General features: G+C 70.0%; 11 protein-coding genes. 10 read left to right on the forward strand and 1 reads right to left on the reverse strand.

Annotation, left to right across the window (positions count from 1 at the left end; genetic code table 11):
* Window positions 1-10 precede the first annotated feature (10 nt).
* The 9 genes from ACIBQZ_RS20105 (at window position 11) to ACIBQZ_RS20145 (ending at window position 8,675) form a co-directional block, all read left to right on the forward strand.
* Window positions 11-916, forward strand: coding sequence for a carbohydrate ABC transporter permease (locus ACIBQZ_RS20105; RefSeq protein ID WP_396090235.1), 906 nt, complete (start codon window positions 11-13; stop codon window positions 914-916).
* Window positions 916-1,809 carry a carbohydrate ABC transporter permease gene (locus ACIBQZ_RS20110; RefSeq protein ID WP_396090236.1) on the forward strand — a complete coding sequence of 298 codons (894 nt, stop codon included), beginning with the start codon at window positions 916-918 and terminating at the stop codon, window positions 1,807-1,809. The genes ACIBQZ_RS20105 and ACIBQZ_RS20110 overlap by 1 nt, the downstream gene beginning before the upstream one ends.
* 4 nt (window positions 1,810-1,813) lie before the next feature.
* Window positions 1,814-2,473 (forward strand): hypothetical protein, encoded by a 660-nt coding sequence (locus tag ACIBQZ_RS20115; protein WP_396090237.1) that lies wholly within the window; start codon window positions 1,814-1,816, stop codon window positions 2,471-2,473.
* Window positions 2,470-3,600: a glycoside hydrolase family 88 protein gene (locus tag ACIBQZ_RS20120; protein ID WP_396090238.1), complete on the forward strand. Its 1,131-nt coding sequence runs from the start codon at window positions 2,470-2,472 to the stop codon at window positions 3,598-3,600. Before ACIBQZ_RS20115 ends, ACIBQZ_RS20120 begins: the two co-directional genes overlap by 4 nt.
* An 11-nt stretch (window positions 3,601-3,611) precedes the next feature.
* Entirely contained in the window at window positions 3,612-4,436 is an 825-nt protein-coding gene (iolB, locus tag ACIBQZ_RS20125) for a 5-deoxy-glucuronate isomerase (RefSeq protein WP_396090239.1), read from the forward strand.
* A complete protein-coding gene (gene kduD / locus ACIBQZ_RS20130; protein WP_396090240.1) occupies window positions 4,433-5,200 on the forward strand; it encodes a 2-dehydro-3-deoxy-D-gluconate 5-dehydrogenase KduD in 768 nt (255 codons plus the stop codon). Before iolB ends, kduD begins: the two co-directional genes overlap by 4 nt.
* A gap of 33 nt (window positions 5,201-5,233) precedes the next feature.
* Window positions 5,234-6,553 carry a WXG100 family type VII secretion target gene (locus ACIBQZ_RS20135; RefSeq protein WP_396090241.1) on the forward strand — a complete coding sequence of 440 codons (1,320 nt, stop codon included), beginning with the start codon at window positions 5,234-5,236 and terminating at the stop codon, window positions 6,551-6,553.
* Window positions 6,554-6,585: 32 nt separating this feature from the next.
* The gene (locus ACIBQZ_RS20140) at window positions 6,586-7,434 is read left to right on the forward strand and encodes a hypothetical protein (protein WP_396090242.1); all 849 of its coding nucleotides are present in this window, start codon (window positions 6,586-6,588) and stop codon (window positions 7,432-7,434) included.
* Between the two features lie 539 nt (window positions 7,435-7,973).
* Window positions 7,974-8,675 (forward strand): hypothetical protein, encoded by a 702-nt coding sequence (locus tag ACIBQZ_RS20145; RefSeq protein ID WP_396090243.1) that lies wholly within the window; start codon window positions 7,974-7,976, stop codon window positions 8,673-8,675.
* A gap of 6 nt (window positions 8,676-8,681) precedes the next feature.
* Here the strand turns inward: ACIBQZ_RS20145 and ACIBQZ_RS20150 are convergent, their stop codons facing one another.
* Window positions 8,682-9,131 carry a MaoC family dehydratase gene (locus tag ACIBQZ_RS20150; RefSeq protein WP_396090244.1) on the reverse strand — a complete coding sequence of 150 codons (450 nt, stop codon included), beginning with the start codon at window positions 9,129-9,131 and terminating at the stop codon, window positions 8,682-8,684.
* 627 nt (window positions 9,132-9,758) lie between these two features.
* Here ACIBQZ_RS20150 and ACIBQZ_RS20155 point away from each other — a divergent pair.
* On the forward strand, window positions 9,759-11,852 hold the full coding sequence (locus tag ACIBQZ_RS20155; RefSeq protein WP_396090245.1) for a hypothetical protein: 2,094 nt from the start codon (window positions 9,759-9,761) through the stop codon (window positions 11,850-11,852).
* Window positions 11,853-11,874: the final 22 nt, after the last annotated feature.

An 11,874-nucleotide genomic window follows, 5' to 3' on the forward strand; every position in this document is an offset into this window, starting at 1 on the left:
GGGAGTTGTGATGACAACGGTGCCCCTGACCCGCCGCCGGCGCGGCCGGCTCGTGTGGCGCAACACCGTGCTCGGCTGGAGCTTCCTGCTGCCGAACTTCGCCGGATTCGCGGCGCTCACGCTGCTGCCGGTCGGCCTGCTGTTCTACTACGCCTTCACCAGCTGGGACGTGTTCGGCGGCGCGACCTGGACCGGCGCGGAGAACTTCCGGCTGCTGCTGCACGACGCCAGCTTCTGGACCGCCCTGCGCAACACCGTCTACTACACCGTCTTCCACATCCCGCTGACCCTGGCCGCCGCGCTGGGCCTGGCGCTGCTGCTGAACCGGCGGCTGCGCGGGGTCGCGTTCTTCCGCACGGTCGCGTTCTTCCCCTACATCACCTCGATCGTGGCGATCGCCCAGGTGTGGAACATGCTGTTCAGCCCGGGCTACGGGCCGATCAACGCGATCCTGCGCGCGGTCGGCGTGGCGCACCCGCCGGGCTGGACCACCTCGGCGGACTGGTCGATGCCGGCGGTCATCGTGGTCGGCACCTGGCGCGAGATGGGCTACTACATGCTGCTGTTCCTGGCCGGGCTGCAGACCATCCCGGCGCAGCTCTACGAGGCGGCCCGGGTCGACGGCGCCAACGCCTGGCAGCAGTTCCGCGCGGTGACCCTGCCCGGGCTGCGACCCACCACGTTCTTCGTGACGGTGATGCTGACCATCGGCAGCTTCAAGGTCTTCGACCTGATCCTGGTGATGACCAACGGCGGGCCCGGCCAGTCGACGCTGGTGCTGTCGCAGTACATCTACCAGAAGGGCTTCACGGAGAACCAGTTCGGCTACGCCTCGGCCGTCTCCGTGGTGCTGTTCGCCCTCTGCCTGGTCGTGACGGCCGTCCAGTTCCTGGTGAACAAGCGAAGGAGCGCGTGATGGACACCGCCGTGCAGCCGGCGCCGGTGCCCACCCGCACCGGTGCCACCCCGGCGCCGCGCCGCGGCCGGCGCACCGAGCCGGTCCGGCGGATCCTCGGGTACGCCGCCCTCGGCGTCGCGGCCGCGGCGGTGCTGCTGCCGTTCTACTGGATGGTCGTGTCGTCGCTGAAGACCAACAACGAGGTCTTCACGATCCCGGTCACCTGGCTGCCGGACAGCTTCGTCTGGCACAACTACGTCGACATCTGGCGGAAGTCCGACATGACGACGTGGCTGCGCAACACCCTGGTGCTGTCGGCCGCGGTGACCGTGCTCCAGGTGGTCACCGGCAGCTTCGCCGCGTACGGCTTCGCCAAGGTCCGCTTCCCCGGCCGCAACGTGCTGTTCCTGGCCTACGTCGCGACGATCGCCGTGCCGTGGCAGTCCTACATGATCCCGCAGTTCGTCCTCATGTCGAAGCTGGGCCTGCCGGACACCCTGTGGTCGATCATCGCGCTGCAGGCGTTCGGCGCGTTCGGCGTGTTCCTGATGAAGCAGTACTACGAGTCCATTCCCGACGAACTCATCGACGCCGCCCGCATCGACGGCATGAGCGAGTACGGCATCTACCGGCGCATCATGCTGCCGCTGTCGGTGCCGGCGCTGGCCAGCCTGACCCTGCTGACCCTGGTCACCACCTGGAACGACTACCTCGGCCCGCTGCTGTACCTGCGCACTCACAGCCTCTGGACCGTCCAGATCGGCCTCAAGTCGTTCATCTCGCAGTACAACGCCGAGTACGCGCTGATCATGACCGGCTCGGTGCTGTCGGTGCTGCCGATCGCGATCATCTTCCTGCTCGGCCAGCGTTACTTCGTCGAGGGCGTCGCCACCACCGGGCTGAAGGGCTGAGCGGATGCGGAACCGGTACGAGACGATCTTCAACCTCGTCCACCTGGCGTTGCTGACCAACCTGTTGCTGGTCTGTGCCTGCCTGCCCATGATCGTCGCGCTGCTGACCACCGATCCGGGACGGTCCTGGCCGCTGCTCGCCCTGCTGGCCCCGGGCTGCGCGCCGGGACTGTGCGCCACCTTCGCCGTCCTTGCCGCGTTCACCGCCGACCGGTCCACGCCGGTGGCCACCACGTTCCTGCGGGCCTGGCGCGCCACGTTCCGCCGGGCGTTCGCTCTCGGCGCGCTCACCTGCGCCGCGCTGGTTGTGCTCGGCGTCGACGCCAGGGCGGCGTGGGGCCGGCCGATCGGCGCGGCCGTCATTCCGGTGCTGCTGACCGGCATGACCCTGATCGTGGCCACCGCCCTGCTCGTCACGGTCGTCCTGGCGGAACAACCGGCGGTGCGGCTGCGCGACGCCGGCCGCGTCTGCCTGTACCTGGCGGTGCGGCGCTGGTATCTGACCGTCGTCTCCCTCGCCGTGCTGGCCCTGCTGCACGCCCTGCTGGCGAGCCGTCCGGCGCTCGCACTCGGCCTGGCCGCCACCCCGATGCTGTACGTGGTCTGGGCCAACAGCAGGTTCACGCTCGAACCGTCCCCACTGCTGAGGAGTGCCCATCCATGACGCCGACCGGGTCCGCGGTGACCGCCGCGCTCCGCACGATCGACGCCAACCTCGCCGAGTTCGGCGACCGCTACCCGGGTGACACCACTGTGGACGACCGGTACCGGCTGCGGCTGGGCACCGGCGGCAACGTCGGCTGGACGACAAGCTTCTGGCCGGGCATGCTCTGGCTGGCCCACGACCTCACCGGCGACGAACGTTACCGGCGGGCCGCGCTGGGACACGTCCGCAGCTTCGCCGACCGCGTGGAGTCCGGCACCGACATCGACACCCACGACCTCGGCTTCCTCTACACCCTGTCCTGTGTGCTGCCGTGGCGCAGCACCGGCGACCGGCCCGCCCGCCGCGCCGCGCTGGCCGCCGCGGACCACCTGCTGACCCGGGTGCTGGAACCGGCCGGCATCATCCAGGCCTGGGGCGACATGCGCGACCCCCGGCAACAGGGCCGGACCATCATCGACAGCCTGATGAACACCCCGCTGCTGTTCTGGGCGAGCGAGACCACCGGCGACCCCCGGTACGCCGCGGCGGCGCGCCGGCACACCACCCAGTTGCGCGACCACATCCTGCGGCCGGACGGCACCACGTTCCACACCTTCTACTGGGACCCCCGCACCGGAGAGCCGGTGCGCGGCGAGACCGAGCAGGGCAACTCCGACGAGTCGTGCTGGGCCCGCGGGCAGGCGTGGGGCATCTACGGCTTCGCGCTGAACCACCGCTACACCGGCGACCCGTCGTTCCTGCGCGCGTCCCGCCGCTGCGCCGACTACTTCCTGGCCCACCTGCCCGCCGACGGCGTCGCGTACTGGGACCTGGAGTTCACCGACGGCAGCGGCGAGGAACGCGACAGCTCCGCCGCGGCGATCGCGGTCGGCGGCCTGCTCGAACTGGCCGCTCTTGCGGGGGCCGAGGCCGACCGGTACCGGGCCGCGGCCGGGCGGATCCTGGATTCACTCATCGCCGGGTACGCGACCGCCGGGCACCCGTCCTCCAACGCGCTGCTTCGCCACGGCGTCTACGACAAGCCCAAGGGCATCGGGGTCGACGAGGGCACCCTCTGGGGTGACTACTTCTACCTGGAGGCCCTGACCCGCGCCGTCCGCCCCGACCTGCCTCGTCACTGGTGATTGGAGTTCTGATGGACTACCGCTACCACTGCACCATCCCGGCATCGAACGGGCTGAACACGCTGCCCGTCAACCCGTGCCGCCTGCTCGACCTCACCCTGCTGAGACTCGACACCGGACAGACGTGGACGGGGGAGTCCGGCGACCGGGAGATCCTGGCCGTGGTGCTGGGCGGCACGGCGAGCTTCACCGTCGGCGGGGAGAAGTTCCCGGCCGTCGGCGGCCGCGCGGACGTCTTCTCCGGCAAGCCGCACTCGGTCTACATCCCGGCCGGCAGCACGGTCACCGTCGAGGCGGCCGGCCCGGTGGAGATCGCGATGCCGAGCGCGCCGAGCGACCTGGCCGTCGACCCGTACGTGATCACCCCGGACCGGGTGGCGGCGGGCCGCTGGGGAGCGGCGAACTTCGGCCGCGACTACCACCAGATCCTGACCGAGATCGCCCAGCCGGACCTGCCCGCCCGCCGGCTCATCGTCGGCGAGACGTTCACCCCGTCGGGCAACTGGAGCACGTACCCGCCGCACCGCCACAAGGTCGACAACCTGCCGGCCGAGGCGGCGCACGAGGAGCTTTACTACTTCCGGATCAACCCGGGCGGCGGCTTCGGCATCAGCCGGGTCTACACCGACGAGGGCTACGAGGAGAACGCCACGGTCCGGGACCACGGCGTGCAGCTGATGCCGGAGGGTTATCACACGGTGGTCAGCGCACCGGGCTACACCACGTACTACCTGTGGGCGCTGGCCGGCACCCAGCGCACCCAGGGCGCCCACGAGGACGTCAACCTGGCGTGGGTCGGCCGGTCCGTGCCGGTGCTGCGCGACCTCGGGCTGTGACGGTCCTCGACGCGTTCCGCCTGGACGGCCGGGTCGCCCTGGTGACCGGCGGCAACCGGGGCCTCGGCGCGGCGTGCGCGGTGGCGCTGGCCGAGGCGGGAGCGGAGGTGGCGCTGCTGGGCCGTACCGAACCGGCCGACACCCGCAAGCGCATCGAGGCGCTCGGCCGGCGGGTGACCTACCTGCCGTGCGACCTCGGCACGGCCGCTCCGGAGGAGTTCACCGCCGCGGTGGGCGCGGTCCGGGCCGACCTGGGCCGCCTGGACATCCTGGTGAACAACGCGGGCATCATCCGCCGGGCGCCGGCGGCCGAGGTGACCCCGGCCGACTGGCACGACGTGCTGACGGTCAACCTGGACGCGGTCTTCCACCTCTCGCAGGCCGCGGGCCGGGCAATGATCGCCCAGGGCAGCGGCAAAATCATCAACGTGGCGTCGATGCTGTCGTTCCAGGGCGGCATCCGGGTGCCGGCGTACACGGCGGGCAAGCACGCGGTGGTCGGGCTGACCCGGGCGCTGGCGAACGAGTGGGCGGGCCTCGGGGTGAACGTGAACGCGATCGCGCCGGGATACCTGATCACGGACAACACGGCGGCGCTGCGGGAGGACCCGGCACGGGCCGCGGCGATCCTGGAACGGATCCCGGCGGGACGGTGGGGCACGCCGGAGGATCTCGGGGGAGCGGTGGTGTTCCTGGCCTCGGAGGCGGCACGGTACGTGCACGCGGCGGTGCTGCCGGTGGACGGCGGGTGGCTGGCACGCTGACCGGTCGCCCCGGCGGCTACCCTGGCGGCAACCATGGCCGACAATCCGCTGATCGCGGCGCCGTCCGCCGAGGGACCGGGTCCCTGGGCGGGGGTGTGGATCGCCGAGGACATCGAGCTGATCATCCATGGTGTCCGGAACGGATCGTGGATCGACGGCACCCTCGGCGCGGTCGGCGCCGGCCTCGACGGCCTCGCCCTGATCTCCGATCCGGCCGGCGCGCTGCTCCAGTACGGCATCGCCTGGCTGATCGACCACGTGGCACCGCTGTCCGAGGCGCTGGACTGGCTCGCGGGCGACCCGGCCCAGATCGCGGCACACGCCCAGACCTGGCGCAACATGGCCGGCAGCCTGCACGACCAGGCCGACGCGCTGGGCCGGTCGGTGCGCGATGACCTCGAGGAGTGGACCGGCGCGGCGGCCACGGCGTACCACCGTCACGCCGACCACCGGGCGCGGAACCTGCGGACGCTCGGCCTGGCGGCCGAGGGCATGGCCCTGATGACGGAGGCCGCGGGAGCACTGATCGGCACGGTCCGCATCATGGTCCGCGACGCGATAGCGACGGTCGTCGCACGCTTGATCGTGTACGCGGGGGAGCTGCTGGCCACGGCGGGGCTGGCAACGCCGCTGGTGGCGGAGCAGGTCACGACGTTGTGCGCGGCTTGGGGGGCGAGGATCGCCCGGTGGCTGAAAGGGCTCATCGCCAGCCTCCGCGAACTGGGCACCGCCATGCGCCGCCTCGGCGACCGGGTAACGGCGCTTCGGGAGGGCCGGGCAGGGTCCGCCGAGAAGGGGCCCGACCCGGTCGGCGCGTCGGACGCCCGTGCGGCAGATCCGGATCGGCCCGACGCGACCACGCGGGACTTGCCGCCCGATCCCGGTGGGATTCCTCCGGGACCTCCGGGCCCGCCCTGGCCGGTGCGGGAGGGGGTGCCCGGCCCCGCCAAGGGCAAGCAGCTGAAGCCGCCGAATCCCCGGCACACGGTGGCGGGTGCTCGCCATGGTGAGGTCAAGCCCCGCAACAGTGTCATACTCCGCGGTAATGAGGCGGCTGTCCGCGAGGACATCAGGCAAATTGCCGCTGGAAACGCGGAGTGGAATGAGAAGAGCGCGCGCTACGAGATCAACGGGCGCTCTTATGATGTGCATGCGTCCGGCACGGTGTTCCCGCTGTCCGGTCGCGGAATCGTGGAATTGGATCGCAACGAGTATGCGGCTCTGCAGCAGCTCGCCAAGGCCGGCGGCAATCCGGCGGACGTGCCGCAGTTCACCCGCAATCCGCGCTTCGTCAACCATCCCGAGGCCATCGAGAAGGCCAAGGCCGTTTACGACGGGACCTACCCAGGATGACCTACGACCTGCTGCTCGCCGGTGACCTCGACGTGGCCCGGCTCGTGACGGCGCTGAGCGTGCTGACCTCCGTGCCGGCCAGCGGCGTCGACGTTGCCGAGCAGGACGTCATCGACCGAAACTGGGATGCCGCTGTGCTGGCTACCTACGAGGCGGTGCCGGGTGATGTGTCGTGGTCGCTGAATGTGTATCTGTCGGAGGCGGTCGACAAGCAGCCCACCGAGGCGCAGGTTGCGCGCTTTCTCGCCGACGCGCTGGCCGTTCCCGTGCTGTACCCGGCCGAGTCCTATCCGCCGAGCGCATATTGGCTCGTGTCGCCGGGGGAGTCACCGACCAGGGCGAGGGTTTACGACGGGCAGGGTGAAGACGAGGATCTGATCGTCATTGACGCCGTGGGGAGGCCGGTGCCGTCGCTGCCGCACGTCCGGGTCGAGGCCCAGCCGGAGGTCATCCGGAGCTATTCCTTGGTGACTCCGGTCTCCGACCGATTCAGCGCCTGGCTCGTCACTCAGCTGGCCGGCCCTGACCTTCCCGGGGATGCGACCTGGCACGCGCGGAACCGGCTCGGCGCGTGGGAGAACCTCACCGTCCGGATGGCATCCGGCTGGCCACCGGACGGGTGGTACCCGACGGACTACTACCGGGACGACCTCACGATCCGCGACGAGCTGGCCGCCACCGGCGCCGGGTGGCCGGCCGAGCAGGCAAGCCGGTTCGCCGCCGCCCTGACGGAGCTTGATGATGCCTTCCGGGCCGGGACCCGGGAGGCCGACCTGCTGCACCTGACTCGTGTGCTCGGGGAGGAAGCCGGGGAGATCTCGTCGCGGGGCTGGTGGTGGCGGCGGTTGCCCGATCCGGAACCGTGGGATCCGCCGCGCTGACCGCCCATCACGCCAGGTCTGGCGCCGAAATTCACTTCTTGTCAGGTCGGCCGTGGTGTTGAAGACGTTTGTTCTCCGCAGGATGGCGGCGGTGGGGTCCGACATGCAGGTTTTGTCGCGTGTGGTGGGTGGATGTTGTGGAGTTCTGGCGCGCTCCGCACCCGAGTTCTACAAGATCGCGGAGTTGCCAGAGACGGTCGCTTGGTGGCGGGGCGATTGAGGATGATGTGCGGTTTTGTCATCGGTTGGTGGTGAGAGCGGGGTGCCGGCGGTCGTCGTTACCCGGTCGGCGCCGTGAACGTCGCGGTCAGGGTGAGGCTGCCAAGGTCGTCAGGCACCCCGGCCGGCTCCGGAAACGTCGCGGTCAGAGGGAGCCTGCCACAGTCGTCGGCGCCGGACCGGGCTCGGCATCAGCCAACCTCGCGAAGTGACTCTCGCGGCGCGCTCCGAGTAGTCGCCCGACCTGCGCGGACACCAAGGTCAAGGCGCGCAAGAGCTCCGACGAATGGGCGAGACTCGAGGGACTCTAGGCTGCCCGCATGCATAACGGGGACCTTCATCGATTCAGCCTGCGCCGCCGCGTTGTCGTCGGCCTTCTTGCGCTTTTCGTGGCCGCCTCGACGGCCGCCTGCGCCGCCGCCGGCAAGACCGTCGAGCAGACCGGCGGCGCTCCCTCCGCCGCGCCTGCCCGCTACTTCGGTCCTGCCTCCTTCGGCAAGCTCACCGTCACCATGACCGAGCAGGAGGCGCTCGCCACCGGCGAGTTGCAGACCGGGCCCGTTTCCACCGTCCTCGGCCGTACCGTTTATTCCTTCGTGGACGGGCCCAGGCCCGATCCGAAGCAGATGGCCGCGGATGAGAAGCTCGAGAAGGCGGTGGAGAAGGCCGGGAAGTCCACCGACACCTCCGCGGCGGCCAGTGCCGAGGCCGCCGGGCTCTACGCCGAGTCGGCTCAGCGCATGCTGGAGCGGCTGGAGGCGTACCTGGGTGCCGGTGGCGCTTCCTTCGCCAAGGGCGAGCTTGTTTCCGTCGCCGCGCCCGAGGGGGCCGCTACCGAGGCCGGGATCAAGCGGGGGTCCACGCTGGCCGAGCTCAAGGCCGCCTACGCCGGCAAAGGGCTCACCGGCAGTGCCAAGACCGTGTACGAGTTGCCCGCCGCCGGGCAGCCGGGCTGGGTGATCCGGTTCGAGCTGGAGAAGGACGTGGTCAGGTACATGTCGCTCGGTAAAGCCGACAGCTGATCCGATTCAGTTGTAGAAGCCGAGGACCTGGACCGCCACGCAGGCCGGTTTGCCGGTCGCCTCGATTTCCGCGGTTATCTGGGTGGTGATCCGGGCGCCGCCGGGCATGCGGCGGTGGTCCAGCAGTTTGGCGGTGCCGCGCAGGCGTGAGCCCGCCGGCACCGGGGCGCGGAAGCGGACGCGGTCGAAGCCGGCGTTGACCACGTGGCTGATCGTGCGTACCTGGACGATCTCGGTCAGGAACGCGGTGCAGAGCGAGAGTGTCAGCGCGCCGTGCGCGATGGTGCCGCCGAACGGTCCCTCCCGGCGGGCCCGCTCCGGGTCGACGTGGATCCACTGGCGGTCGCCGGTGACCTCGGCGAACGCGTCGATCCGGGGCTGGTCGACCAGGTGCCAGCCGGTGCTGCCGAGCTGTTCCCGGGCGAGGAGGTCGTCGAGGTTCTCGAACTGTGTCATCCGATCATCATGCCGCGCCGTCTCGTGCGGGGACCGGAATGGTCTGACGAATGGGGTCGGCAATGGTCGGATATCCGGGCGCCGAAAGAAACGCGTGGTAGTGACCGATGTCAATAGGTGACACGCTGGCGGAGCGACCGGAAAAACTGTCCCAACGGTGGAGGTGGGGCTCGGCCGGTCGACCGTGATATTTGCGAATCTTGCACGTCCGGTCACGCTTAGTCGATCTCCGTGGGGATTAGTTGATCTCTAGGTGACGGAACGGACGTGATCCACTGCGTGGAGTGACGGTGTCAGACCTTTAGGTATTGATTAAGATCACTTAAGGAAAGCGCACGTCAAGACCGACTTAACGGTTCAGTGAGCAATTTAGACGGAGTTGAAAACAGTGCCGGGACATAGGCGTCAATAACACTCCACCGTGGACGAGTCAACGTCTGAACCGGGTCAGTGGACGGACATCGAAATGCCCCGGCGATCGTTGCTACCTTCCTTCGTGGCTCTGTCAGGGGTCAGCGCGGGATCGCTTCGTGTCAATGTCCTTAGCGGCACCTGTGGTGATCCTTTCCCCCGCCCTGGAGGTCCTGGATGCTCCCCCATCGTCCGGCGCGCCGTGGAGCGACGCGCTTGTCCCTCGTCGCGGCCGCGGTCGCGGCCGTTCTGCTCGGCGCCTCGGCGCCGGCCGCCGCCGCAGGTCCGCCCGCCAGGCCCGCCGGGCAGCCCCCGCAGGTTCCCGGCCTGGCCCAGGTCGCGCGTCCCTCCGTCGCGCGCCCGGCCCCGCTGCCCCGGCGCACCGGCAGCGTCAAGGTGGCCCCGCCGGCGGGCGCCGCCCGGTCCGCCGCCGCGGCCGGCCTCAACGACCAGGTCGCGCTGCGTGCACTGGTCATCGGCACCGACGAGAACGACTTCGGCGTTGCCACCTGGAAGACCACATTGGACCGGGTGGGCGCCGCCTACGACGTGCTGCTCGACGCCACCACGCCGCTGACCACGAGCACCCTGGTCCGGCCCGACGGGGTGGGCCGCTACAACGCGATCCTGCTGACCAACAGCATGCAGGTGTACGAGTCCAACGGCAGCTACCTCAGCGGGCTCGACTCCGCGGAGTGGAACATCCTCTGGGCCTACGAACGCAACTTCGGGGTCCGCCAGGCCGCCCTCTACACCAGCTACGGCACCTGGCCGGAGAACTACTGCCTCACCTCCACCGGTGAGGGCGGCGTCGGCAACACCCCGCTCAACCTGTCGCTCACCGCGGCCGGCGCGGGCGTGTTCGACTACCTCAAGGGCTCCATCCAGATCCCGCTGGTGCAGTCCTACGTCTACCGCACCGCGATCACCCCGGGCTGCGCCGCCGAGGCGACCCTCACCGAGGGCGCCGACGTGCTCGGGGTCCGGACCACCTCCACCGACGGCCGGGAGCGGCTCGCACTGACGTTCACCTCGAACCAGTACCTGATCCACTCCGACCTGCTCGTCTACGGCCTGCTCCGGTGGGCGAGCAAGGGCATGTTCCTCGGCGAGCAGCGCCACCACCTGAACGTCGACGTCGACGACTGGTTCAACACCTCGGACCACTACTACCCGGACGGCCACGTCGAGTACGTGCCCGGCTTCCAGGTCAGCGGGCACGACGCGGTCAACCTCGACAACCGGCAGACCGCCCTGCGCGCCGCGCACCCGCAGGCCGCCGGATTCACGCTCAACCTGGCGTACAACGGCGCCGACATCGACCCGTTCGCCGGCAGCGAGTGCAGCCCGGACGGCGGCATCACCACGCTCACCGCGACCAGCAAGTGCCTCAAGGCGAACTTCCGCTGGGTCAACCACACGCTGAACCACCCCGAGCTCAACCACAGCAGCTACGCCACCTCGTACGCGGAGATCAACGACAACCGGACCGCGGGCAACACCATCGGGCTCAACGCCCCCGACGGCGTGCTGAAGACCCCGGAGTACTCGGGCCTGGGCGTCTACAACCCGAACCCGGACGACGACACCGGTACGCCGGTCGACCACGGGCTGGCCGGCTCCAACCCGGAGCTGCTGCGCGCGGCCAAGGACCTCGGCGTCGGCTACCTGCACGGCAACATGTCGTTCGCCAGCCACGTGCCGGCGCACCTCAACGCCGCCAAGGTGCACCCGCTGGAGCCGAGCATCTCGGTGGTGCCGGACTGGCCGACCAACATCGCCTACTTCGTCACCACGCCGGCGGAGGAGACGGCTTTCTACAACTCCTTCTACGGGCCGAACGGCAAGTTCCCGTACTGGCCGCAGGATCTGACCTACGCCCAGATCATCGACTACGAGGCCGGCGTCGCCCTCGGGCACGTCGCGTCCGGCGCGATCTACTCGCACACGTTCCACATCGGCAACGTCTTCGACTACGGCTCCGGCCGGACGCTGCTGACGGACTGGATCGACGCCGTCATGACCAAGTACGAGGCGTTCTACTCCGTGCCGCTGCTCAACCAGGACTGGCCGGCGCTGGCGGCGTACACGACGACCCGGAGCGCGCACTTCGCGCAGCTCGGCGTGGGCGTGGACGCGGTCTACGACCGGTCGGCCGGCACCGTCACGGTCAGCTCGCCGGCCGCCGGCACGGTGCAGCTCAGCGGGGCGCAGGGCGCCGGCTCCAGCACGTACGGCACCGACGTGACCACCCCGCTCGCCGTGGCGGCGGGCACCCCGGTCACGGTCACCGCGGTCCCGCACCTGTGACCAGCACAATCCGGTAGAGGGG

Source organism: Actinoplanes sp. NPDC049599, assembly GCF_044465625.1.
Classification (GTDB): Bacteria; Actinomycetota; Actinomycetes; order Mycobacteriales; family Micromonosporaceae; genus Actinoplanes.